Source organism: Streptococcus sobrinus DSM 20742 = ATCC 33478 (genome assembly GCF_000686605.1).
Classification (GTDB): Bacteria; Bacillota; Bacilli; order Lactobacillales; family Streptococcaceae; genus Streptococcus; species Streptococcus sobrinus.
On the sequence record NZ_JMLC01000001.1, the window covers coordinates 123,802 to 148,652 of the forward strand.

The 24,851-nt window shown below is 43.3% G+C and carries 24 protein-coding genes; 20 read left to right on the top strand and 4 right to left on the bottom strand.

Annotation, left to right across the window (positions count from 1 at the left end):
* Nucleotide 1 precedes the first annotated feature (1 nt).
* The 5 genes from rlmN (at nucleotide 2) to BS63_RS1000000112215 (ending at nucleotide 5,698) form a co-directional block, all read left to right on the top strand.
* Nucleotides 2-1,132 carry a dual-specificity RNA methyltransferase RlmN gene (gene rlmN, locus BS63_RS0100615; protein ID WP_019770413.1) on the top strand — a complete coding sequence of 377 codons (1,131 nt, stop codon included), beginning with the start codon at nucleotides 2-4 and terminating at the stop codon, nucleotides 1,130-1,132.
* Nucleotides 1,125-1,655 carry a VanZ family protein gene (locus BS63_RS0100620; RefSeq protein ID WP_002962609.1) on the top strand — a complete coding sequence of 177 codons (531 nt, stop codon included), beginning with the start codon at nucleotides 1,125-1,127 and terminating at the stop codon, nucleotides 1,653-1,655. The genes rlmN and BS63_RS0100620 overlap by 8 nt, the downstream gene beginning before the upstream one ends.
* Before the next feature lie 253 nt (nucleotides 1,656-1,908).
* On the top strand, nucleotides 1,909-3,651 hold the full coding sequence (locus tag BS63_RS0100625; RefSeq protein WP_002962611.1) for an ABC transporter ATP-binding protein: 1,743 nt from the start codon (nucleotides 1,909-1,911) through the stop codon (nucleotides 3,649-3,651).
* Nucleotides 3,641-5,392, top strand: coding sequence for an ABC transporter ATP-binding protein (locus tag BS63_RS0100630; RefSeq protein WP_002962613.1), 1,752 nt, complete (start codon nucleotides 3,641-3,643; stop codon nucleotides 5,390-5,392). Before BS63_RS0100625 ends, BS63_RS0100630 begins: the two co-directional genes overlap by 11 nt.
* Nucleotides 5,393-5,596: 204 nt before the next feature.
* Nucleotides 5,597-5,698: a putative holin-like toxin gene (locus BS63_RS1000000112215; protein WP_002962260.1), complete on the top strand. Its 102-nt coding sequence runs from the start codon at nucleotides 5,597-5,599 to the stop codon at nucleotides 5,696-5,698.
* Nucleotides 5,699-6,057: 359 nt separating this feature from the next.
* Here the strand turns inward: BS63_RS1000000112215 and BS63_RS0100640 are convergent, their stop codons facing one another.
* Nucleotides 6,058-7,602, bottom strand: coding sequence for a putative cross-wall-targeting lipoprotein signal domain-containing protein (locus BS63_RS0100640; RefSeq protein ID WP_019786799.1), 1,545 nt, complete (start codon nucleotides 7,600-7,602; stop codon nucleotides 6,058-6,060).
* Between the two features lie 461 nt (nucleotides 7,603-8,063).
* Here BS63_RS0100640 and BS63_RS0100645 point away from each other — a divergent pair, with 461 nt between their 5' ends.
* From BS63_RS0100645 to BS63_RS0100680, 8 genes are all read left to right on the top strand, one after another.
* Nucleotides 8,064-8,477 (top strand): hypothetical protein, encoded by a 414-nt coding sequence (locus BS63_RS0100645; RefSeq protein ID WP_019768795.1) that lies wholly within the window; start codon nucleotides 8,064-8,066, stop codon nucleotides 8,475-8,477.
* Nucleotides 8,464-8,736, top strand: coding sequence for a hypothetical protein (locus BS63_RS0100650; protein WP_002962265.1), 273 nt, complete (start codon nucleotides 8,464-8,466; stop codon nucleotides 8,734-8,736). The genes BS63_RS0100645 and BS63_RS0100650 overlap by 14 nt, the downstream gene beginning before the upstream one ends.
* A gap of 91 nt (nucleotides 8,737-8,827) precedes the next feature.
* Nucleotides 8,828-9,979: a low temperature requirement protein A gene (locus BS63_RS0100655; protein WP_002962267.1), complete on the top strand. Its 1,152-nt coding sequence runs from the start codon at nucleotides 8,828-8,830 to the stop codon at nucleotides 9,977-9,979.
* Between the two features lie 448 nt (nucleotides 9,980-10,427).
* Nucleotides 10,428-11,270, top strand: coding sequence for a DegV family protein (locus tag BS63_RS0100660; protein WP_002962269.1), 843 nt, complete (start codon nucleotides 10,428-10,430; stop codon nucleotides 11,268-11,270).
* Nucleotides 11,263-12,114, top strand: a complete 852-nt coding sequence (locus BS63_RS0100665) for an SGNH/GDSL hydrolase family protein (protein ID WP_002962271.1) — start codon at nucleotides 11,263-11,265, stop codon at nucleotides 12,112-12,114. The genes BS63_RS0100660 and BS63_RS0100665 overlap by 8 nt, the downstream gene beginning before the upstream one ends.
* Nucleotides 12,092-12,688 (top strand): YpmS family protein, encoded by a 597-nt coding sequence (locus tag BS63_RS0100670; RefSeq protein WP_019768792.1) that lies wholly within the window; start codon nucleotides 12,092-12,094, stop codon nucleotides 12,686-12,688. Before BS63_RS0100665 ends, BS63_RS0100670 begins: the two co-directional genes overlap by 23 nt.
* A 253-nt stretch (nucleotides 12,689-12,941) precedes the next feature.
* Nucleotides 12,942-13,217 carry an HU family DNA-binding protein gene (locus BS63_RS0100675; protein ID WP_002962273.1) on the top strand — a complete coding sequence of 92 codons (276 nt, stop codon included), beginning with the start codon at nucleotides 12,942-12,944 and terminating at the stop codon, nucleotides 13,215-13,217.
* Nucleotides 13,218-13,281: 64 nt separating this feature from the next.
* Nucleotides 13,282-13,467, top strand: coding sequence for a hypothetical protein (locus BS63_RS0100680; RefSeq protein WP_002962274.1), 186 nt, complete (start codon nucleotides 13,282-13,284; stop codon nucleotides 13,465-13,467).
* 408 nt (nucleotides 13,468-13,875) lie between these two features.
* Here BS63_RS0100680 and BS63_RS0100685 read toward each other — a convergent pair whose 3' ends face one another.
* A complete protein-coding gene (locus tag BS63_RS0100685) occupies nucleotides 13,876-14,811 on the bottom strand; it encodes a dihydroorotate oxidase (RefSeq protein WP_002960470.1) in 936 nt (311 codons plus the stop codon).
* A gap of 268 nt (nucleotides 14,812-15,079) precedes the next feature.
* Between BS63_RS0100685 and BS63_RS0100690 the strand changes: the two genes are divergently transcribed.
* From BS63_RS0100690 to recR, 3 genes are all read left to right on the top strand, one after another.
* A complete protein-coding gene (locus BS63_RS0100690) occupies nucleotides 15,080-15,772 on the top strand; it encodes a phosphoglycerate mutase (RefSeq protein WP_002960468.1) in 693 nt (230 codons plus the stop codon).
* Nucleotides 15,773-16,411: 639 nt separating this feature from the next.
* Nucleotides 16,412-18,577, top strand: coding sequence for a penicillin-binding protein PBP2B (gene pbp2b / locus BS63_RS0100695; protein ID WP_028798374.1), 2,166 nt, complete (start codon nucleotides 16,412-16,414; stop codon nucleotides 18,575-18,577).
* Between the two features lie 72 nt (nucleotides 18,578-18,649).
* Nucleotides 18,650-19,246, top strand: a complete 597-nt coding sequence (recR, locus tag BS63_RS0100700; RefSeq protein WP_002960462.1) for a recombination mediator RecR — start codon at nucleotides 18,650-18,652, stop codon at nucleotides 19,244-19,246.
* A 41-nt stretch (nucleotides 19,247-19,287) separates the two neighbouring features.
* On the opposite strand, the gene BS63_RS0100705 is transcribed toward recR, so the two are convergent.
* Nucleotides 19,288-19,848: an NAD(P)H-dependent oxidoreductase gene (locus tag BS63_RS0100705; RefSeq protein WP_028798375.1), complete on the bottom strand. Its 561-nt coding sequence runs from the start codon at nucleotides 19,846-19,848 to the stop codon at nucleotides 19,288-19,290.
* Complete coding sequence (locus tag BS63_RS0100710) at nucleotides 19,845-20,441, bottom strand: TetR/AcrR family transcriptional regulator (protein WP_002960458.1); 597 nt, start codon at nucleotides 20,439-20,441, stop codon at nucleotides 19,845-19,847. The genes BS63_RS0100705 and BS63_RS0100710 overlap by 4 nt, the downstream gene beginning before the upstream one ends.
* Nucleotides 20,442-20,617: 176 nt before the next feature.
* Here BS63_RS0100710 and BS63_RS0100715 point away from each other — a divergent pair, with 176 nt between their 5' ends.
* From BS63_RS0100715 to BS63_RS0100730, 4 genes are all read left to right on the top strand, one after another.
* Nucleotides 20,618-21,091, top strand: coding sequence for a MarR family transcriptional regulator (locus BS63_RS0100715; RefSeq protein WP_019768786.1), 474 nt, complete (start codon nucleotides 20,618-20,620; stop codon nucleotides 21,089-21,091).
* Nucleotides 21,088-22,326 carry an acyl-CoA thioester hydrolase/BAAT C-terminal domain-containing protein gene (locus BS63_RS0100720; RefSeq protein ID WP_002960454.1) on the top strand — a complete coding sequence of 413 codons (1,239 nt, stop codon included), beginning with the start codon at nucleotides 21,088-21,090 and terminating at the stop codon, nucleotides 22,324-22,326. Before BS63_RS0100715 ends, BS63_RS0100720 begins: the two co-directional genes overlap by 4 nt.
* A 280-nt stretch (nucleotides 22,327-22,606) precedes the next feature.
* On the top strand, nucleotides 22,607-23,653 hold the full coding sequence (locus BS63_RS0100725) for a D-alanine--D-alanine ligase (RefSeq protein ID WP_028798376.1): 1,047 nt from the start codon (nucleotides 22,607-22,609) through the stop codon (nucleotides 23,651-23,653).
* Nucleotides 23,654-23,842: 189 nt separating this feature from the next.
* The gene (locus BS63_RS0100730) at nucleotides 23,843-24,796 is read left to right on the top strand and encodes a bile acid:sodium symporter family protein (protein WP_002960450.1); all 954 of its coding nucleotides are present in this window, start codon (nucleotides 23,843-23,845) and stop codon (nucleotides 24,794-24,796) included.
* Nucleotides 24,797-24,851: the final 55 nt, after the last annotated feature.

Consider the following 24,851-nt stretch of genomic DNA (forward strand, 5'->3'; position numbering starts at 1 on the left):
GATGCCAAGAAGCAGCAAGACCAAGCCAGAAAATCCGGAAATGAAACCATCTATCTATAGCCTGACTCGGGATCAGTTGATTGACTGGGCTCTGGAGCATGGGCAAAAGAAATTTCGGGCAACCCAAATCTGGGATTGGCTCTATAAGAAGCGGGTTCAGTCTTTCGATGAGATGACCAATATTTCCAAGGATTTTATCGCTATCCTCAAGGAAAATTTTGACTTCAACCCCCTCAAGCAACGGATTGTTCAGGAGTCAGCTGACGGCACCATCAAGTATCTCTTTGAATTGCCAGATGGCATGCTGATTGAAACGGTTCTGATGCGACAACACTACGGTCTGTCAGTCTGTGTGACTACCCAAGTCGGCTGCAATATTGGCTGTACCTTCTGTGCCAGTGGTCTGATTAAGAAGCAGCGAGACCTCAATAATGGTGAAATTACAGCCCAAATCATGCTGGTGCAAAAGTATCTGGATGACCAAGGCAAGGGTGAGCGGGTCAGCCATGTGGTTGTCATGGGTATCGGCGAACCCTTTGATAATTATGACAATGTTATCCGCTTCCTGCGAACCATCAATGATGACAATGGCTTAGCTATTGGAGCCCGTCATATCACGGTTTCCACCTCTGGTCTGGCCCACAAGATTCGCGAGTTTGCCAATGAAGGGATTCAGGTCAATCTGGCCGTTTCCCTCCATGCTCCCAATAATGAACTGCGGTCCAGCATCATGCGGATTAACCGTTCCTTCCCCTTGGAAAAGCTCTTTGATGCTATCGAATACTATATCCAGACAACCAACCGGCGGGTGACCTTCGAGTATATCATGCTCAACGAGGTAAATGATAATCCTGAGAATGCCCAAGAATTGGCCGACTTGACCAAGCCTATTCGCAAGCTTTCTTATGTCAACCTCATTCCTTACAATGCCGTTTCTGAGCACGACCAATACAGCCGTTCGACCAAGGAGCGGGTTGATGCCTTCTATGATGTCCTTAAGAAAAATGGTGTTAACTGTGTGGTTCGTCAAGAGCACGGTACGGACATTGATGCGGCCTGCGGACAATTGCGTTCCAATACCATGAAGCGGGACCGCCAAAAGGCGATGGCCAAGGCAGCGAAACATGACTAAATTATTTGGCAGATTATTTGATAAAGAGGCAGAAGTAACGGATTTAGGACGCAAGCTCGTTTGGTTTTTGCTGGCAGGCTATTTTCTCTGCCTGCTCTACCTCTGTTTCAGCCCGCAGCCCCTTGGTTTGACAGGAGTTGATACCCCCAATATTCATTACTGGGGTCGGGTTCCCTATCTTTTGGTTCCCTTTAATTCCTTTGTCTCCATCGGCAAGCTAGACACCTTTAAAAAGCTCTTCTGGGTCATCGGTCAGAATTTTTCTAACCTGCTCTTGCTGGCCCCTTTAGTCTTGGGAATCTTGGCCCTTCGTTCAGATTGGCGACGCTGGCCCAGGGTTCTCCTGATGAGTTTTGCCATGAGCCTGAGCATTGAAACGACCCAAGTCATCATTGACCGGCTCTTCAATGCCAACCGGGTCTTTGAAATAGACGACCTCATCTTTAACAGCCTAGGCGGCTTGCTTGCCCTCTGGCTGGTCCCCGTGGTAAAATTTTTAATAAAGAAAATCAGAAAAGACTAGGTGACGGGTTAACTCCTTACTTCTCAAAGTTGGAGCATCGGCCGCAAGCTCTTCATAAAACAAAAAAGGTTGGGAAGTCTTCCCAGCCTCTTGTTGTGATTAAAATTTTCTAAGCGGGAGCAGGACTGTCGAATGTTTCTGTTCATCCAGGTTCTGACCTAAGTAGGCACAGATTTCTGAGATGACAAGCGTTTATCCGTTTAAAGCTCGTTGGCACCTCTTCATCCTATTTATCAATTTTGAAGGAAATAACATGATTATCAAAAAACTCTGGTGGTTTTTCCGGCTGGAAAAAGCCCGCTATTTAATTGGGATTCTCTCTTTAAGTTTTGTCAGTATCCTCAACTTGATACCGCCCAAGGTCATGGGGCAGGTCATTGACTCCATTGATGCCAAAAATCTGACCATGGGCTCGCTTTTGACCAAGCTGGTTATCCTCCTTGCTGCAGCCATAGGCATGTATCTGCTACGCCTAATCTGGCGGGTCTTCTTGCTAGGAACTTCCTACCGCCTGGGAACGATTCTGCGTGGCCGGCTTTTTGAGCATTTCACCCAGATGTCTCCATCCTTTTTTCAAAAGTATCGGACAGGGGACTTGATGGCTCATGCCACCAATGACATCAATGCCTTGACTATGTTAGCGGGAGCAGGGGTCATGTCGGCAGTTGATGCTTCGATTACGGCTTTGGTCACTCTTTTGACCATGTTTTTGACCATTTCTTGGTTCATGACCTTGATTGCTATTATTCCTTTTTTCCTCATGGCTTTGACAACCTCTTGGTTGGGTCGCAAGAATCATGAATCATTCAAGGCAGCTCTAGCCTCATTTTCTGACCTCAATAATAAGGTTCAAGAAAGTGTTTCCGGCATTAAGGTGACCAAGTCCTTCGGCTATCAGGCTGATGAGTCCGCCAGCTTTGCCAAGACCAATCAGGCTAATTTCAAAAAGAACTTGATTAGCATGCGCTACAACAGCATGTTTACCCCAGTCACCATGATTTTTGTCGGGGCTTCCTATGTCCTCACCCTCCTAGTCGGTACCTATCTGATTTCAGCAGGGACGGTCACGGTCGGCAGTCTGGTTACCTTTATTACCTATCTGGATATGCTAGTTTGGCCCCTGCAAGCTATCGGATTTCTCTTTAATATTAGCCAGCGGGGAAATGTTTCCTACGACCGGATTTCTAAACTTTTGTCCGAAGACAGTGATGTTCAAGAAACAGCTCATCCCCTTGCCAGTATTGAAAATGGCCCTATCACCTACGATATCAAGGACTTTGCCTATGAGGACGAGACCACCCTATCTGACATTCATTTCCAGCTAGAAAAAGGTCAAACCCTAGGCCTAGTCGGTCAAACGGGTTCGGGCAAGACCACACTATTGAAATTGCTCCTGCGGGAATACGATGTGCAGGACGGTTCCATTAGCCTCAATGGCCATAATATCAAGGACTACAAGATCTCTGACCTCCGCAGTCTTATGGGCTATGTTCCTCAGGACCAATTCCTTTTTGCTATGTCTATCTTGGAAAATATTCGATTTTCAAATCCCGATTTGACCTTGGACCAAGTCCAGCAAGCGGCCAAGCTGGCCCAGGTTTATGATGACATCGTGGCCATGCCAGATGGCTTTGAGACCCTGATTGGCGAGAAGGGTGTGTCCCTCTCAGGAGGTCAAAAGCAGCGGATTGCCATGGCTCGAGCTATGATTATGGATCCAGAAATTCTGATTCTGGACGACTCCCTCTCGGCAGTTGATGCCAAGACTGAAAATGCCATTATTGAGCACCTCAAGGAGACACGTCAAGGCAAGACTACCATGATTACCGCCCATCGCCTCAGTGCCGTGGTCCACAGTGATTTAATTTTGGTCATGCAGGATGGTCGGATTATTGAGCGGGGGCGTCATGAAGACTTGTTGGCCCAAGGTGGCTGGTACGCCAGAACCTATGCCTCTCAACAATTAGAAATGGAAGGAGGAGACCATGGAGAATGAGTCCCAACTCATGGGCCAATGGCAGATTTTTAAACGCCTGCTGGCCTATCTTAAAACCTATAAATGGCTGACCTCTCTGGCACTAGCCTTCCTGCTCTTGACCTCGGTGGTGCAGACGGTCATCCCCCTGGTGGCCCGCTATTTTATCGATCACTATATCCAGCACCTTAGTCAACTGGCCCTGACAATTTTGGCTGGTTACTTCCTGCTTTACATCCTCCAGATGATTTTTTCCTATGTAGGGAATTACCTCTTTGCCAAGGTGGCCTATTCAATTGTCCGCAATATTCGGCAGGATGCTTTTGACAATATCCAAAGTCTGGGCATGGCTTATTTTGACCAGACCCCTGCGGGCTCCATTGTTTCTCGCCTGACCAATGATACCGAGGCCATCAGCCAGATGTTTACAGGTATCCTATCTAGCTTCATCTCAGCAATCTTTATCTTTGCCACCACCCTTTATACCATGATAGTTCTGGACCTGCGTCTGACTATCTTGGTGGTCCTCTTTCTGCCTTTTATCTTTATTTTAGTTGATCTCTACCGCAAGAAATCAATGACAGTGATTGAAGCAACTAGGGCCCGGCTCAGTGACATCAATACCAAGTTGTCTGAGTCCATTGAAGGGATTCGGGTCATCCAGGCCTTTCGTCAGGAAGAGCGACTCAAAGAAGAATTTGATACCATCAATCAGAGTCATCTGGCTTATGCTAACCGTTCGGTTCTGCTGGATTCTGTCTTTCTAAGACCGGCCATGTCCCTGCTTAAATTGCTGGGTTATGCCGTCCTCATGGCCTACTTTGGCCTGACTTGGAAGACCTTTGGCATCACGGCAGGACTCATGTATGCCTTTATCCAGTATATCAACCGCCTCTTTGACCCTCTGATTTCGGTCACGCAAAACTTCTCGACCCTTCAAACCTCCATGGTTTCAGCAGGACGGGTCTTTAAATTGATTGACCGCCAGGACTACGAGCCCCAGCAGGCCAATCAGGACCTCCAGGTTACTCAGGGCAGTATCGAATTCAAAAATGTCAGCTTTTCCTATGATGGCAAACGGCAGATTTTGGATAATATCAGCTTTAGCGTCAAGAAGGGCCAAACCATCGCCTTTGTCGGTCCGACTGGTTCGGGCAAGTCCTCCATTATCAATGTTTTCATGCGTTTTTACGAATTTGGCTCGGGTCAGGTTCTCCTGGATGGCCATGATATCAGAGATTATTCGCAAGCCGAGCTTCGTCGTTCGGTCGGTCTGGTTCTCCAAGACCCCTTCCTCTATCACGGGACTATTAGCTCCAACATCCGCATGTATCAGGATATCTCTGATCAGGAAGTTCGGGCAGCAGCAGAGTTTGTTAATGCCGCTGACTTTATTGAGAAACTGCCCCAGGGTTATGATGAACCAGTTACCGAAAGAGGTTCGACCTATTCGACTGGCCAACGGCAACTCCTAGCTTTTGCCAGAACGGTTGCCAGTAAGCCCAAGGTTCTAATTTTGGATGAAGCTACGGCCAATATCGACTCGGAAACCGAGGATGTTATCCAAAACTCCCTCAAAAAGATGCGGCAAGGGCGGACCACCATTGCTATCGCCCACCGCCTCTCAACCATCCAGGATGCCAACTGCATTTACGTCCTGAACAAGGGACGAATCATTGAATCTGGAACTCACGAAGAACTCCTAGCCAAGCAGGGCACCTACCACCGCATGTATCAGCTTCAGGCCGGCATGATGGACTAATCTTTATCTGTAAAAAAATAGCCTTCTATTCCTGAAAGAATAGAAGGTCATTTTGTGAGAATAGCAAACTATCGTTAGTATTATAACTAATAATGTGTTATAATATCCTTGTAAAGAAGTGAAGACGGTAGTTACGTTCTTTTCTGAAAGTGAGGTGATGCCTATGCGGTATTCATCAAAATCTAACAGAAGGGAGGTAACTTCTTGACTGCTTTTGAAGTGGTAGAGACTATTCTAGGTTTCGCTATGTTTACCATAGCCTTAGTAGGTCTCTGTTACCAAATCTTCAAAAATAGCAAAAAATGACCGTCATCGCTTTGGACTGCATGACGGTTAAATAAAAATAACTGTGATGTAACCACCGTTAAACGGCTTTACTTTGGGTCTTGTTGGTAGCAAGGCCCTTTTCTATTTATATTCTACCATAGTTGACTGATATTGCAAGTTTTAGGAGAATGGCTAAAGTCCTATATACAAATTTCAAGATAGTGGTTAAAGCTACTGCTCTTAAATAGAAGTGTATGCACCCCATCGCATTCATCATGCCAAAGGGAGAAGCAATTGTCTGGGCTAGAAATCTTGAATATACAGCCTCACTTAAAAACACCCTGGCTTTTGGCCGAGGGCGTTTTCTAGACTAGTCCGATATGAGTAATCTAAGACGATTAGTCTTGCTCTTTGATTTTGCGTTTAGCAGCAAGTCCAAGTCCGGCCATAACCATTACAGCACCGATAGCTGTTACAGCTGTTTGAGCGGAATCACCTGTAGATGGCAGATTCTTGTCGTTCTTGCTAGCGGTAGCAGAAGCGCTGCCCATGCCAGCTCCCATGTTTTCCATTTCAGCAGTTTGAGGAGCTACAGGAGTAGCATCTTGACCATTGCCGGCTGCCCCATTACCAGAATTTCCAGCAGCTGGGTCATTGGCTTGTTCGCTCTTGTCGGAACTTTTAGCATTAGGATCTTTGGTCACATAGTCTTTGGTCACATAGTGGAAGGTTGTCTTAGGCAAGAACTTAACGGGATTACCATTGTAAGTCAAAATCCAGTTGCCGTTAGCGTCCTTAGTTGTGGAAGCGAAACCATCTTCATTCTTGACATTGGAATTGCTACCAATTTCCAGCATAGCATAGAAGCCGCCAGTTTCCTTACCAGTACCATTGGCAATGCCGAGGGACATACCATCACCGCTGTTAGAGAGGATAGAAATAGCGTGACCGAATGACTTCAAGCCGTTAGCATCATCTTTGCTACCCGCAATATTGAAGTAGTCGGCAAACCAGTTGAGGGCCAGGTAATAGGCTGTTGCTTGGTCAGACCCCAAGTTTTTACCATCTTTAGTTGGTGTAATAGTGCTAAGGGAATCTTCATGGCCATCTTCGGAATAAATTTGTACGCCAGAAGGATAGGCTAATTTAGTCTCATGGTCAATGCTATCAGACTCTTGGGCCTCTTCATCAGCACGGCTTTGTGCCCAGTTCTTCATCAAGTCGTTAGCATCTGGAACGGGAACATTGATACCATTGATTTGACGCAATTGGGTCAAGTATTCGTTTAAATATTTGGCAATGTTGTCAGCATTTGGTGTATAAGCTTGGCTTGGGTCATCGATAGTGATGTAGACATCCTGAGAACCATCATAATTGACATCGGTAACAGGAGCGGTCTTAGCAGTGCTAGTTAGCGTCTTGTCAAAGTCAACGCTACCGTATTCAGTTGTATCTTCTGGCTTAGTCGTCACGGCTGGAGCAGGCTGGGTTGTAGTTGCAGATTTTGGTTTATCAGCTGTTTGGCCTTGCTCGGCTTGCCCATTTTGACTGCCGCCAGCAACAGTAGCAGGTTGGCTAGCTGTTTGTGCTGCATCTTGAACAGGAGTTGCACTAGTCGTAGCTTGACTTGGTGCTGCTTGTTGAGCTTGGTTTGTTTGAGCTGGTTGGTCAGCAGTGGCAGTAAGAGAAGCCGCTGGACTTGTTAGGGCTGTATCTTGATTTTGAGCACTTGTATCAACAGGTGTATTTTCAAAGGTAGGTTGATCTTGCTTGGTATCAGCAGTCTTGCTTGTCTGAGCAGCTGTATCTGTTGCTGATGTAGCACTTGCTTCATCGGCATGAACAGTTGCACCAACACCCATGGCAATCGTAGTTGTTGCAAGGATGGCTCCACAGAGACCGGCGAATTTAGTTTTGCGTTTGCTGAATGTGTTCTTCTGCATAGTAAATCCTATCTAAATATATTTTTATTTTAACAGTAAAATATTCTATCACAGTTTTTAGAATAAGCAATAAGCTATCGGGTGCTGAAAGGTCATCTACAGCTAAATAAGACAAAATATTGCTAGGCGAAAATCCTTGTTAAATAAAGCAAAAAATTCTTTTTTCGCTTGATGGCATTTGAGCTAAAAGGTTAGAAAATTAAAAAACCATGTCTAGTTTGTTACAAAGTTCTTAAATGTGACCAATACCTATTAACTTCCCGATTTCAAGGGCTTTATAGATGATAGTCTGCTTAATGTCGAACGAAATACTGCCTTTAAAATTTTTTGTCTAAAACAATAAAAGGTGTCAGAAAATTTAAGGATGCCTATCAAAACCAATAGAAGTTTAAATTAGCTTGATTCTTCAAATTTTCTTTGATACAATTAAGTAGATTTTAAGGAAAAGGAGAGCTTAGGAAATGAAATTTAAGGTCTATGATTTAAACACCATTAATCAAGCTAAGGCTGAATTGGGTTTCAATCCCAATAGTCTTAATCTGACAGTCTTTTTAGGGCCCGGTAATACTGCAGCTATGATTTCTTATTTAACCATGTTTGCTCGGGACTACTACAATCTGTCTTTTGAGCAAAACGGCCTGCTTCTCATTAAACGTAGCAAGGCAACCAATAAACTAATCAAGGAGGACTACACCTTTATCCCTAACGAGGAGATTCAATCCATCCAATTTAAGTCAGGCCTACTCATGCATCGTTTGTTTGTTACTGATAGGAGCGGTAAGAGGACAATATTTCGGACCAGTCGTTTTTGGCTAGGTATTCCGTGGCAGGCTCAAAGTGTCAAACAGGTGGCAGATTCCTATGGCAGGCAGTAATTTAGCAGAGGTGAGGCGGGAGTCCCGTCGGCTCACCCTGACCATGTTCAGTTATATTCTCCTCTGGCTAGGTTTCTGGCTAATCTTTGTTCAAGCTTGGCTGAGTTTAATCTTGCTTCTGATTAATATCGGACTTTTGATTTGGGCCTTTATTCTCGCTAAGGGAAGGAAGATTCTTGCCTTAGTCATTTCTTTGTCTTTGACTTTAGGTGCCCTGCTCTTTGCTTTGATTGTGGGAATTATTCTTTCAATCAGCTAGTTAGCGAGTTTGTCAAGTGTTCTACAAGGCCGTCTTCGTTGAAGGGCCTTGTTTTTTCTGCTAAAATAAGGGCAAGAAAAGGAGGCAAGTAGTGGCAACACTCATTAAGCACAAAAAAGTCGAATTGACCGAGCTTTTTTATGACTTGGTCTATGTTTATGGCATCAGCAAGATGACATCTTTGATTCATCATATTCACCATGGTGGCTTATCTTGGTCTAATTTTCTGGCCTTTGCTGTCGGTATGATTATCATGATTAATTCCTGGATGATTCAGACCGTCTTTACCAATCGCTTTGGTAAAAATTCCTTGACCAATATAGCCTTCATGTTTGCCCAGATGAGCCTCTTAATGATTTCTCTGACATCTGTGACTGGAAATTATGGTAGCCGGGAGAGCTTTATTTATTTTTATCTGCCTTTTACCCTGATTTCTCTGGTGCTTCTAGGTCAATATGCCCTAGAATACTATCGGTCGACTGATTTGGTGGATAGGAGTCTTATCAAGCGTTTCTTCTATATCTTGGGCCTGCGTTCTTTAGGCCTCTTGATTTCACTTTTTCTGCCCTTAAACCTCGGCTTGACTGTCGCTGTTATTAGTGTTTTAGGAACTTGGATTTTACCGGGGCTGATAACCGGTCGGAGAACTCAGGTAGCTGATGAAGCAGCTAATCTGACCAGCTTTCCCCATCTGGCTGAAAGACTTTCCCTTCTAGTTATCATTACCTTTGGTGAAGCCATTATTGGCATCGCTGATTATTTTTCCGCTGGGCACCTCAGTCCCCTTTCCTTTCTAGTCTTTACGGTCATCGCCAGTCTCTTCATGGTTTATATTGTCGAGATTGACCACATGCTGGACATTGAAACAGACGATAAGGAGGTCAATGCCTTGATTTATTGGCATTATCCGATTTTCTTTGGCATTAGTTTCCTCAATGTTTCTCTAGCCTACTTGGCTAATCAGGAAGTGGAAAATAGCTTTGCAGTCCTCATGGCCTACTTGGGTGTCTTTCTTGTCACCCTAGGAATATTTGGCTGTCAGCGCTTCAATAAGGAAAGCCATAAATTCACCAGTCATCTGGCTCTGGGCATGTTTCTTCCTATCCTGTTTGGTTTTGCTGCCAGCTGGCTGGTCCTTGGTCAGAGTCAGCTCCTAATTGCCATTCTTTTTCTAGTTACTCTGGTCATGTCCATCGTCTTCATACGTTTTAATCTCAGTCGCCTGGCAGATACTAATTCATAAACATAGCAACTATATGGCCCTCGTTAGGATTATATTTCTAATAAGGGCTTTTTAGCTTTCTTAATCTGACGAGCCCATTTAATGAAACCAAGTTTAGAGCAGTTGATGCAGTAGTGAAAACTATCTTTCCAACTGGTCCATAGTGATTGTGGAGCAGAGATTAGGGCTGTTAGTTTTGTTTTGCGAAATGAAGAATAAGAGCTACAGGCTCGTTAGAGCTAGAACGAACTTTTTAAATCTCTTAATGGAGGAAGTCTGAACGGCAGAGCCGACTTTAGAGTTAGAGATGACCTGTGATCTGTGCGAGTCCGTTCTTTAAAAATAGAGAGTGCTTTTTAAAGAACCCAGTTCGGTCTTGAGTCCGAATTTGGGCAGAAGCCCCCAAAAATACTCAGAATTTTGATATAATGAAAGTGTTTTATTAGAAAGAATGAAGTAGGAAATAGCAATGTCTAAAATTAAAATTGTAACGGATTCCTCAATTACCATCGAACCAGAACTAGTGGAGAGCTTGGGAATTACCGTTGTTCCCTTATCGGTCATGATTGATGGGGTTATATATAATGATAATGATTTGAAGGAAGAGGGCAAATTCCTTAATCTTATGCGTCAGAGCAAGGAATTGCCTAAAACCAGTCAACCTCCAGTTGGTGTCTTTGCGGAAGTCTATGAAAGCCTAATTAAAGAGGGCGCGGATAAGATTGTTTCCATTCATATCACCAGCAGTCTTTCAGGAACGGTGGAAGCTGCTCGTCAAGGAGCGACCATTGCTGGGGCTGATGTGACGGTTATTGATTCCACCTTTACCGACCAGTCCATGAAGCATCAAGTTGTTCAGGCTGCTATTCTAGCGGAACAAGGTGCTAGTCTGGATGACATCTTGGCTAAGATAGAAGAAGTGCGGCAAAAATCTGAACTCTTTATCGGGGTTTCTACCTTGGAAAATCTGGTGAAGGGTGGTCGTATCGGCCGAGTATCAGGGATGATTTCTTCCTTGCTCAATATCCGAGTGGTGATGGAACTCAAGGATTCTACCCTCAATCCCGTGGCCAAGGGGCGTGGTCAAAAGACCTTTGTCAAATGGCTAGATAGTTTTATTGACCATGCCAAAGGGTATCAGGTTGCTGAAATCGGCATTTCCTATTCGGGAACTCCTGACTGGGCCAATACCATGAAGAATAAGCTAGAAGTCCTAGTTGCTGGTGAGCATATCTCTGTCTTAGAGACCGGCTCCATTATTCAGACCCACACAGGCGAAGGTGCCTTTGCAGTAATGGTGCGGTATGAATAAGTGGCTTAAACGGTTTTTTATCGTTCCTGCTTTCTTTGTTGGTTGTCTACTGGTCTTTGCTTTTCTGATTAATTTGGCTTTACCGAGGGCTGACAGTCATTTGACGGTGTCTGACCTCAAGTATCGGAGCAAAATTTCTGCTTTTAAATATGTAGCTCTGGGTGATTCTCTGACTCAGGGGGTTGGCGATACGACCAATCAAGGTGGTTTTGTGCCCATCCTGTCAAGACAGGTTGAGTCTGATTATCACTATCGGGTGACTGCTAAAAATTATGGGGTGGCCGGCAATACCAGCCAGCAAATTTTGACTCGGATGAAGGAAAAAACTGATTTGCAGGATGATTTGAAAAAAGCGGATTTATTGACTTTGACTGTCGGAGGTAACGATGTCATGGCTGTCCTGCGCAAGAATTTAGCCAATCTGACAGTTGATAGTTTCACCAAGCCTTCTGAGGAATATCAGCAGCGTCTGCGAAAGATTATTGCCCTCGCTCGCAAAGACAACAAGGACATGTCTATCTATATTTTAGGTATCTACAATCCTTTCTATCTAAATTTCCCCGATATGACCCAGATGCAAGATATTGTTGACAACTGGAATAAGGGAACCAAGGCCGTTGCTGACGAGTATGACAAGGTCTACTTTGTCGAAATCAATGACCGCCTCTATAAAGGAATTGATGGCAAGGAAGGTGTCGCCGAGTCGGGAGACACCTCTGACACGTCTAATAAGAAGAATGATGTCCTCTTTGAAAAGGATCATTTCCATCCCAATAATACTGGTTATCAAATCATGGCCAATGCCGTTTTGGAGAAAATAAATGCAACAAAAAAAGACTGGTAAATTTAACTTCTGGAAGTGGGGCTTCCTAGTTCTTTTAGCTCTAAATATCGCCTTCATCGGAACGGTCGCCCTGCGAATTGGAACCTTCCAAGGCTCTGACACTCATGTGAGTCAAAAGGTCTCAGAATCTGATGTTAAGGTGGGAACCTTCAAGAGTTCCCGTGACCAGCTCAATGATACAGTTGAGGCCTATCTCAAGCAGTATCAGACTAAGAACAATACCTATAGCTTCAAGGCTACCTCAAAAAATGTTATGTTTGAGGGAACCTACTCAGTCTTGGGTTATCAGGTTCCTCTCTACGTTTATTTCACACCGGTTGTTCTGGGTGATGGTAGTGTCCAGCTCAATGTCGATTCGGTTTCAGCAGGAACTCTTTCCTTGCCAGTATCTGATGTCTTGAAATTTATCGCTAGTAATTATAAGCTCCCTAGTTTTGTGGAAGTCGACAGTAAGAAAGAAGCAGTTATCCTCAACCTTCCGAAGATGGACAATAAGGCGGGCCTCTTTGCCAAGGCGACAGATTTTGACCTAATCAATGATAAAATAACCTTCGATGTCTATAAGAAAAAATAAGTTCTCTTCAGAAGCTTAATCGGCTAAGAGAGCTTAAATCCCCCTATCTCCAAGATTTTCAACAGTTTTGGAGTTTTTGTTTACTTTTTTCAATTTCTCCCTGATTTCTACTAAAAAATCCCCTTTAATTGGCTAAATATGGCTCAAACTAACGTTTTATACTTGACCAAAGTGGGAAAATCAGATATGATAGTCTTTGTTAAAGCCGTTAGTTTCGACTTGATGGCTTAATAATATTTGGAGGATTAGTTAAATGGCTAATAAACAAGATTTGATCGCAAAAGTTGCTGAAGCAACAGAATTGACTAAAAAGGATTCAGCTGCAGCAGTTGATGCAGTCTTCTCATCAATTGAAGGATTCCTTTCAAAAGGTGAAAAAGTTCAATTGATTGGTTTCGGTAACTTCGAAGTTCGCGAACGTGCAGCTCGTAAAGGTCGTAACCCACAAACAGGTGCTGAAATCAAAATCGCAGCTTCAAAAGTTCCAGCATTCAAAGCTGGTAAAGCTCTTAAAGACGCTGTTAAATAAGAACGATTTCTTAATACAAAAGAGGCCGGGACTTGTCCTGGCCTCTTTTTAGAAAAGTAGAACGATGACAAAAACTACATTTTTAATTATTCTTCTCATCCTGTTGATTTTCACGATTACGAAATTTCTCATCTTTGGCTATATGTTCAAGGTTTTCAAGCCCAAGGAAATGACCGATAAGGAAAAAGAAGCTTTCGATAGGGAGATGGATGGTGATGATGAAGATGATGACTTCGATGATTTGACCTGAAATAAAGACCTTCTCTATCCTAATTAACTGTGCAGGGGTGAGAAATAAAAAGGTGCAGTGTGTACCTTGAATCCTGAGCCTAGAAACGAGAAAGCGAAGATAGTTTGAATAGACTAGACTTCCTGTGACACTCTTTTTGACTCGTCGATAATACTAGCCAAAAAGAGATAGTAAGGGAGGTAGACAGGTACACTAGTACTTGTCGTAAGTCTCCCTTAAACCTTAAAATGGGAGAGTGAGGTAAATTGATTTGACGAAATCACAATTTTTGTTCCCCCCTTCTGCCTTTTTAGTGGTTGAAGTTTTTGCCTCTTGCAATTTTTGATTTTCATTGGGGATAGGCTAGTTACTTCGTCAGTTCATAGAAAAAAGCTTGGAACCCCAAGCTTTTTTCTGATGTTTTGTTTTTTAATTGAGATAATTGACTTTGCCACGGAAGTCTTCTAGGCTTTGGTAGCCTTTTTCTACCATAATAGCTTGGAGTTCCTTAGTGATGCGTTCAAAGGCCTTAGGGCCTTCTTGGTGGAGAGCGGTTCCGATTTGGACCATGCTGGCTCCGCAAAGAATATGCTCAAAGGCATCACGACCGGATTTCACGCCACCAGTTCCGATAATTTGGATAGAAGGATTGAGGCGTTGATAGAAGGCATGGACATTAGCCAGAGCAGTCGGTTTGACATAGTCACCTCCAATACCACCGAAACCATTCTTGGGTTTGATGACCACAGTCTCATCATCAATAACCAATCCATTACCAACTGAATTGATACAGTTGACAAAGGTCGGCGGGTATTTATTGAAAATCGCAGCAGCTTGATCGAAGTGAACGATATCGAAATAAGGGGGGAGCTTAATTCCCAGTGGTTTGGTGAAGTAGCTGAAAACCTCGCTCAAAATCTTGTCGGTTGTTTCAAAATCATAGGCAATCTGTGGCTTGCCTGGTACATTTGGGCAGGAGAGATTGAGCTCAACCAAGCCCTGGTAGTCGCTGTCTTGAACAGCCTTGAGGATGGTGTGGGTCTCTTCTTGACTCATGCCGACTAGAGATAGGAAGTGGTTTTTGCTGCTAGGCTCTTTCTGGAGTTCGATGACATAGTCTAGATAGTAGTGGAAGCCCTTGTTGGGCAGGCCCATAGAGTTAATGGAACCCAGCCGAGTATCAGCGTAACGAGGTTCTGGATTACCAGGGCGTGCTTCCAAGGTTCCGGTTTTAGTGACAAAAGAACCAGCTGCAGACTTTTCGATTTCTGCTAATTCTTCCTTGGTCATGCAGTAGACCCCTGCTGCATTCATCAGGCAATTATCAAAGGAAAAGTTGCCGATATGTGTTGCTGTTGAAACCATCGTATCCTCCTTAAGTAAACGGTTTTTAAATTACCTACATTCTACTATTTCGTTCTACCAAAGACAAGTTTAAACGAATCATTTTATAAAAATTATTTACAATATTCGTGTTTTACTTAAAAAATTCTACTAAGCTTGCTTGAGTTAAGACTTTTATCTGAGCTAAGACTAGCTTTTTTAGGTATTTTCTTGTAAAATATAGGAGTAATGGCGTAATGCCGTAACCAAATTTAACCCTCGGGGCTATATTTTAAAAGGAGAATTACTAATGGTAAAATTGGTTTTCGCTCGCCACGGTGAGTCAGAATGGAACAAAGCTAACCTTTTCACTGGTTGGGCAGATGTTGACCTTTCAGAAAAAGGAACACAGCAAGCAATTGATGCAGGTAACTTGATTAAAGAAGCTGGTATCGAATTTGACCTTGCTTTCACATCTGTTTTGAAACGTGCTATCAAGACCACTAATCTTGCTCTTGAAGCTGCGGATCAACTTTGGGTTCCAGTTGAAAAATCATGGCGTTTGAATGAACGTCACTACGGCGGTTTGACTGGTCAAAACAAGGCAGAAGCTGCTGAAAAATGGGGTGACGATCAAGTTCACATCTGGCGCCGTTCTTACGATGTATTGCCACCAGCTATGGCTAAGGATGACGAATACTCAGCTCACACTGACCGTCGTTACGCATCACTTGATGATTCAGTTATTCCAGATGCAGAAAACTTGAAAGTTACCTTGGAACGTGCCCTTCCATTCTGGGAAGATAAAATTGCTCCAGCCCTTAAGGATGGTAAAAATGTCTTCATCGGTGCACACGGGAACTCAATCCGTGCCCTTGTAAAACATATCAAACACTTGGGTGATGATGAAATCATGGGCGTTGAAATCCCTAACTTCCCACCATTGGTATTCGAATTTGACGAAAACCTTAACGTTACGAGCGAATATTACCTTGGAAAGTAATCTTTGCCACTGGTAAAGATTAGCCTCTCAACTTAAAATAAAGATTTGAGAGGAGAAAGCCCGCGGAAGGCGAAGTAGAAATAGGAAAACAGGTGATGAAGTAGTAGACTTCAAGCCTGTTTTTTCTTTTTACACAGTCTTTAGGGCGGGTTCAATTGAAGAAGTATTTTAGGTACATGGCTTGTTTAACTATAGTTTTTAGTTCTGGTTGCCCTTTCTAATTTTAAAGAGTGCAGGTATACTCAATTCGGATAAGGAAGCGTTAGAAGTAGTAAAAATTGGTCTCTTAATTTGAAATAATGATTTGATAGAGTGAACCTAAGGAATAGTAATCTTAGAGACGAAGCGAGAGTACAAGACATTTTGATTTACTAGTATCTTTTTTGCAACCTTTTGGCTGATTTCAATTTTTTATAACTTATGGCTATTAGTCTTGTCTTACTAAGGGGGAGACGCCTTTTGTTTTTAAGGAATAGAAATTTTTGTCGGCTTTTCTGGAGGCCTTTTCATTGCTTTTAGTCAAACTTTTATCATGTTTCTTGATAACCGAATTTTTTAAATTCCCGTCTAAGAAGTCAAGTTTTTTTACCTGATTTGTGATAGAATAATACCGTTAGACTTTATCGAAATGAGGAGACTATGGACCTGAAGAATCCGTTTAAAAAAGGAAAAAAAGCAAAAGAAAAATCTGAGAAGAAGGGTGATACTAAGGCTTTAGCAAGGACAACACGAAAAAAGCTGAGGAGACGGACAGGTTTTCTGTCTAGTCTGACCAGTCGGCTCTATATCATTTTTGCCTTAGTGCTGACCCTGCTGGCGGTTTTAATCGGCCGCTTGGCTTATATGCAGATCAGCCACCACTCTTTTTACTTAGGTAAATTGAACAAGCAGACAACCTACACCGTTAAACAGTCTTCAGAGCGGGGACAAATTTATGATGCTACGGGACAGGCTCTGGTTGATAATGAAAAAAAGACTGTCGTAACTTATACGCGAAGTAACAAGGCTACAGCGGCGGATATTCTTAAGAATGCTAATGACTTATCAAAAATGGTTAATCTAACCGAGACTAAGGTATCTGACAGGCAAAAACGAGATTATTATTTGGCTGATAAGAAGCACTATCAAGCGATTGTAGAGAAGTTACCTGACAAGAAAAAGTTCGATAATTATGGTAATAATCTGACTGAGTCTGAAATTTATAAGAATGCTGTTAAGGCAGTACCTAAAAATAAGATTGATTATTCTGATGAGACCTTAAAGAAAGTTTACATCTTCAATCAAATGAACGGTGCTTCAAATTTTAGTACAGTGAATTTGACGACGGGAGATTTGACTGATGACCAAATTGCCTATATCACGGCTAATAAGTCGAAATTGCATGGTATCAGTATTGGGACAGACTGGAATCAAGAGATAACGACCTCTTCGTCATCCCTGTCTGACATCATCGGAACCCTCTCCAGCGAAAAGACAGGTCTACCGGAAGAAACTGCCAAGGAATACTTGGCTAAGGGGTATTCTCTCAATGACCGCGTAGGAACCTCTTATCTGCAAAAACAATATGAAGATGTTCTTCAAGGTACACGGACAACAACTAAAATCAGCGTAGATAACGATGGGAATGTTGTCAAAAACAAGCAGACTTCTAAGGGAAGTAAGGGAAACAATCTGAAACTGACCATTGACCTTGGTTTTCAAAATGGTGTTGAAGGCATCCTCAACCAATATTATGGTTCAGAAGTATCATCAGGAACGGCAGCTAATTCAGAAGGGGTTTATGCAGTCGCTCTTAATGCTGATACGGGTGCTGTCTTGGCCATGGCTGGTCTCAACCATGATACGGATACCGGTCAACTGTCTTCAGATGCCTTGGGCAATGTTACCAATGTCTTCGTCCCAGGATCTGTTGTCAAGGGGGCAACTCTGACGGCTGGTTGGGAAACGGGTGCTATTTCTGGCAATCAGGTCCTGACTGACCAGACCATCAGTGTCAATGGATCAAATGCTATTAAGTCTTGGTTTACCGACCAAGGCAGCCGCTCAATTACGGCTACTCAGGCCTTGGAATATTCCTCTAATACCTACATGGTTCAGGTTGCTTTAAAGATGATGGGACAAGAGTATTACCCAGGTATGACCTTGACTGATACAGGTGTTAATGAAACCATGAAAAATTTGCGGAATACCTATGCAGAATATGGTATGGGAACCAAGACAGGTATTGACTTACCCAATGAATCAGCAGGTTATACGACTGATGATTATAAGCCAGGTAATGTCCTAACCGAAGCCTTCGGTCAGTTCGATAGCTATACACCAATGCAGCTGGCTCAATATGCAGCGACAGTTGCTAACGGTGGCAATCGGATTGCGCCCCACCTGGTTCAAGGTATTTACGGCAACAATGCCGATGGTGGTCTGGGCGACCAAATCAAGGCCATTGATACCAATGTCCTCAACAAGGTTAATATCTCTGACGACCAAATGAGCTTGATTCAACAAGGTTTCTATGCGGTAGTTAATAGCTCAGATAGCTATGCGACTGGTAAGGGTATGCAAAGTTCTTCCATTTCTATCTCTGGTAAGACTGGTACAGCTGAAACTTTTGCAACGACAGCTAGTGGCAATAGTGTTACGACCGTTAATCTCAATGTTGTTGCCTATGCGACAGCCAATGATGGTACTAAGGTAGCCGTAGCAGTTATGTATCCTCATGCTGGTAACTCAGATACCAAGGCTCACCAATACATCGCCCGTGATATTTTAAATCTCTATCAATCCATGTATGGTGGTGGCCATTAAAGTAAATAAAAGCTATAATAGAAGGGCTGGAAAGAATTTCCAGACCCTTTTAATTACGAAAAGGAGAGAGATGTGCTTTATCCAACCCCTATTGCAAAATTAATAGATAGTTTTTCCAAATTGCCCGGTATCGGGACTAAGACGGCGACCAGACTGGCCTTTTACACCATCGGCATGTCCGATGAGGATGTCAATGACTTCGCCAAAAATCTCTTGGCTGCTAAGCGAGAGCTGACCTATTGCTCAATCTGTGGCAACCTGACTGATGAAGACCCCTGTGCTATCTGTACTGACGACACTAGGGATAAGTCGGTCCTCCTAGTTGTTGAGGAGAGCAAGGACGTGACCGCCATGGAGAAAATTCAGGAGTATCACGGTCTCTACCATGTTCTCCACGGTCTTATTTCGCCTATGAATGGGGTGGGACCTGACGATATTAACCTCAAGTCTCTTATCAATCGGCTTATGGATAGCGAAATTAACGAGGTCATCGTGGCAACCAATGCTACGGCAGACGGGGAAGCAACCTCCATGTATATCTCTCGAGTCCTCAAACCCGCTGGTATCAAGGTGACCCGCTTAGCGCGTGGCCTGGCTGTCGGCAGCGATATCGAATATGCTGACGAAGTCACCCTGCTTCGAGCTATCGAAAATCGGACAGAATTGTAAGAAGAAACTCGGATTGTTAAGGCAGTCCGAGTTTTTGATGCTTAAATTTTTTGAGCCAACTGGCTGATTTTATCCAGTTGCTTTTTAATTTTACTATCAGAGGTTCCCCGAACATAAGGGATGGAAGTTAGTTTTGTTGGCTTAATACCGCACATACCCAAGACCTGTTTTTTGAGAATACGGCCATAGTCCTGTACAAAGAGTTTCGCGAAGATAGCTGGTGTATCGTGAGTCGTGATAATCCAGGCTTTTTTCCCTTTGAGGTGAGCGACTGGAGTAATTCCCTTGTAGGAGTATGCGAAGTCTGCTGCAAAGACACGGTCAATAAAGCCCTTAAGAATGGCTGGCATACCACCCCACCAAATCGGGAAGATAAAGATGAGCTGGTCGGCCCATGTGATCAGTTGGCGATAGTTTTCCGTACTGGGGTCATCCTTCATGTCTCGTCTTTGTTCATAGCGAAGGACAGGGTCGAAATTTTCTTGGTAGAGGTTTAGCAGCTTAATGCTGTGAGATTTTGGCAGATTAGCTTGGATACGTTTAAGAATCTCTCCATTGAGGCTTGCTTCTTTAGGATGGGCGGTAATGATTAAAATATTCATGCTTTGGCTCCTTTGATATAAATGTCTAGCATATTAGCGATATTGCTTTTAATAGTTGAGGAATCAATAGTTTCTCCCCCTTGACTTTGACCTAGAATTGCTAGTCCAGCAATGTAAGACCAGAGATGAATAATAAGCTCTCTCTCAGGCAGGTCCAAATTTTCTTGAGCTTTCAAGTTTTGAACCATGGCCTTAAAGGTCTGAAAACCTGGCAGCTCGCAATCGAAGTCAATCTGATTTTGTCTAGTCTCCAGATAACCAAGGGGGGACTTGATTAATAGGATTTCAAAAAAATTAGGATAGTCCTGAGCAAAATTGAAGAAATTAGCCCCCATCACTTGTAGTTGCTGGTGGGCCGAATCCTCCTGATTAATATTGACCTTGAGTGCTTGGGCAAGTCTTTCTGAAATTTCGGCCAGTAGGACCTGAAGGTAGCCTTCCTTGCTACCAAAGTGGCGGTAGGGAGCACCGTGGCTGACCCCACACTTTTGAGCCACCGTCCGAATGGACAGCTGATTAATCCCCTTTTTCTCAATCTCGGCTACACCAGTCGCAATCAATTTCTGCTTGAGTTTTTCCGTATCTCTTTTCATGGCCTTCCTTTCTAGTTATTTGATATAAATTTTCAAAAAAAGTAGACAGTGATTACTTTTTGATTTGTGAATAGTTTACACTGTCTACTTTTTTATGTCAAGAGAAAATTGACAAGCTATTTTATTTTTGATATTTTTATTAAGTAACTTAACTAATAAAAAGAGGGCGAGTAAGAATGGTAGACCAACTATTAGACTTTAGTCAAAAACTTCAAAGCTTTCTTGCTAGCTATCAAAAGCTGGAGCAAGAGCAACATAGGATTCCCAATCATAACCTAACTGTGGCAGAAGTTCATCTCCTGGTTGCCTTGTCTAAGAATAATCGGATGAATCTTTCTCAGCTGGCTCAAAAAGAGCAGGTTTCTCGTAGTGCCGTGACCCAGTTGGTTAATAAACTAGTAAAAAAGGGTTATCTGAAAAAAGAAATTTCCCAACTAAAGAAGAGTTCTTATCACCTCCACTTAACCCAGTCGGGGCAGGAGGTTATTGGTTGGCACCAGAAGCAACATGACTTTCTTGCTACTCAGTTGGAAGAGGTATTGCAGGCCTATTCCAAGAACTTTTTAACTAATCTTGCTCACTTAATGACTGATGTAGAGGCAGTTTTAGAAGAGCTAGCCAGGAAAAAATACCCAGGGGTGGTCAGATGAGGATTCATTTAGTAAGTCAGGATAATCTAGCCGATAGCCCTTTTGATATTCAGATAAGTGGACTTGAAGCCAACGTGACCTATCTTGTTCGGATGACCTTAGTTGATTATTATAATATCAATGCTCCTATGGATTTGGAGGCGACTGTGCCTTGGCAGTCTCAAGGAATTTACACCGCAGATGAACTGGGACAGATTTCGGTCAATAAAACTTACTGTCAAACAGGCTCTTATCAGGGTCAGGTTGAGATGGGGCTATTTTTTAATAGCAAGCCTACAGAAAATAAACGGATGAGCTTGCAGTCCAACTTGTCTGATATTCCTCTGAGGGATAGCTTTGAGATTCAGGTAGAGCTACTTAAAAATGAGGAAGCCTTGGAGAAAGCTCGATTTAAACGTTATTACCAAACCCCTCAGATTAGACATGAGGAGTTGCATTTTTCTAAGGCTCAGGCTCGGATCTTTTATCCAGAAAGGGCTAAAAATCTTCCAGCCATCATCGTTTTGAGTGGTAGTGATGGAAGGATTGAAAAGGCTCAAAATATTGCACAAATACTGGCCAGTCGTGGCTTTGTCACTATGGCTGTGGCTTATTTTGGGTTAGAGAGGCTTCCTAAAGATTTAGATAGAATTGACCTAGATTCCATCGAGAAAGCTCTATCTTATCTAGCTTGTTTGCCTCAAGTTGATGGGGAAAGGATTGGAATTTATGGGCGTTCTAAAGGTGCCGAATTAGCCTTACTAGCGGTCTCGTTTTTCCCAGAACTAAAATGCCTTGTTGTTAATTCACCATCTTGTGCTGTCCTAGAAGGCATGAAAGGGTATCGGAACTCGGGCCATTCTTCTTGGACTTATAGGGGAAAGGAATTACCTTATACAAAATTTTCTTTCAAGGATTTTATCATGAGTAAATTACTGAGGAGGCCTCAAATCCATTATCAGACTGATAGTTATATTCCAGTTGAAAAAATTCAAGGTCACCTCTTTCTCATAGGTGCTGAGAAGGATGAAATCTGGCCAGCCTATGAGTCTATTGAAAAGATTGAGGAGCGGTGGAAGCGAAGAGGGACTTCTGCCTATAAGCTAAAAAAGCTAATTTTAAAAAGTAGTGGACACATGCTGACCCTTGCCTACCAACCCAATAGCCGATATAAGAAGTTGGCATGGAAAGGGGTGTTGGCTGATAGCGTCAAGTCCTGGCAAGCCACAGTGGAGTTTTTTAAGAGATACTTGTGAGTTCACATTTGCTTGCCCAAACTTTGACTTTTTTCCAAAATTTGCTATAATAATCTTGCGATGAAATAGTATTTCCCAATACATGGGATAACGGAAAAGCCCCAGCAGTACTAGTGCTGAGGCTTTTTATGTTATCTGAGATTAGCGACCTCCACCTCCTGACCGCCGTCTCTCTTGCTGGCCACTTGAAATCTAGGTTTATCCCTTTACCTGCCACCTCCAATCATCCGGCGATTTATGCTATAATAAGGGGCGAATAATTTGCTAGAAAAGAGAAATCATGTCTAAGAAAACTTTGATTTTATTGTATGGTGGTCGCTCGGCTGAGCATGAGGTTTCGGCCCTGTCGGCTGAGAGTGTCATGCGGGCTGTTGACTATGATAAGTTTAGTGTCAAGACCTACTTTATCACCAAATCCGGTGACTTTATCAAGACTCAGGAATTTACCAGCCAGCCTAGTCAAGACGAAAAGCTCATGACCAATGAGACTGTGGTCCCTAGCCAGGCTATCAAGCCCAGCGATATTTACCAAGAAAATGCTATCGTCTTTCCGGTTCTCCACGGGCCGATGGGGGAAGATGGCTCCATTCAAGGTTTCTTAGAAGTTCTCCGCCTGCCTTACGTGGGGACCAATGTCCTCTCCTCTAGCGTGGCTATGGACAAGATTACGACCAAGCATGTACTTGAATCCGCAGGTGTCCCTCAAGTGGCCTATGTAACCTATATGGAAGGTCAAGCCCAGTCAGAAGCCATCGCTAGAGCCAATCAAAAGTTGACCTACCCTGTCTTTGTGAAGCCAGCCAATATGGGCTCATCTGTTGGGATTTCTAAGGCTGACAACGATGGAGAATTGGCTGATGCCCTTGATTTAGCCCTCAAATACGATAGTCGGATTTTAATTGAGCAAGGTGTCGTGGCCAGAGAAATTGAAGTCGGTATCCTGGGCAATAGCCAAGTTAAAACAACCCAGCCCGGTGAAGTCGTCAAGGATGTGGCCTTCTACGATTACAAAGCCAAGTATATTGACAACAAGATTAGCATGGATATTCCGGCCAAGGTGCCTGAGGAAGTTATGGATAAGATGCGGGGCTATGCTGAGACGGCCTTCCGAGCTATCGGTGGTTGTGGCCTCTCCCGTTGTGACTTCTTCCTGACAGAAGACGGTGAGATTTTCCTCAACGAGCTCAATACCATGCCAGGTTTCACCCAATGGTCTATGTATCCTCTCCTTTGGGAAAATATGGGCTTGTCCTACAAGGATTTGATTAGCGAGTTGGCTGGCTTAGCTCAGGAAATGTTCGACAAGCGAGAAAGTCATTTGTTATAGACGAAAAAAGCGGAGCCTAGGCTTCGCTTTTTTTATGGGCCGGTGTGGAAGATAAGCCTGATTTTCGGGACTTTTCAAAGTATTTTCTGCTTAAAATGGAAAATTTGCGAAAATAAATTTAAAAAATATTTTGAAAATTGCAATAAATAGGAGTACAATAAAAGTGTTCTATTTTTATAGGAGGTTCTTATGCAGAAAGTAGTAAATTTTTCTTCTTGGATCAGTAAGTGGTTTACTCTGATTGTCATTGTCTGGGCTGCAGTCAACTATGCCCTGCCCCACACTAGCACTTGGGTTATCCCTAATACCTCTTATCTTTTAGGTATCATCCTCTTCGGAATGGGCTTAACCTTGACGACTGAAGACTTTGTCCGAATTTCTAAGCGACCAATTCCAGTCATTTTGGGGACCGTAGCCCACTATATCATCATGCCAGGTTTGGCTTGGTTGCTCTGCTTGATTTTCCAGCTCAAGGGAGCAACAGCAGCAGGGGTCATCTTGGTTGGTTCTTGTCCTAGTGGGACTTCCTCTAGTGTCATGGCCTTCTTGGCTGGTGGAGATGTAGCCCTTGATGTTTCCATCGAAGTCCTTTCGACCCTCTTGGCGCCACTCATGTTGCCAACGCTCTTGTCTGTCTTAGCTGGTCAATTTATTGCTGTTCCTGCCAGCAAGCTCTTCTTGTCAACCTTACAAATTGTTGTCGTGCCAATTATTTTAGGGGTTGTTATCCATATGCTTTTGCGGCATAAGATTGATGGCATCATTAAATTGATGCCTCTGATTTCTCAAGTTGCTATCCTCTTGATTATTGGCGCGGTTGTCTCAGCCAACCATGCCAATATCTTTACGGCTGCGACAGCCTTAGTTATTCCAGTCGTTATGCTCCATAATCTCTGTGGCTATAGTCTTGGTTTTGCCTTTTCAAAATTGCTTAAGCTCAGAGAACCGCAACAAAAGGCCATTACCTTTGAAGTTGGGATGCAGGATTCCAGCTTGGGGGCAACCTTAGCCATCAAGTACTTTGCGCCACAAGCAGCTATTCCTTCCACAATCTTCTCTATCTGGCACAATATTTCAGGTTCAATCCTATCATCCTGGTGGAAGAATCATTCCAAGGAAAGCTTGGTAGCAGAAGAAGACTAGCTTATAAAAACTTCATCACTCTTGGTGAAGTTTTTTTAGTGAGAAAAATCCCCGC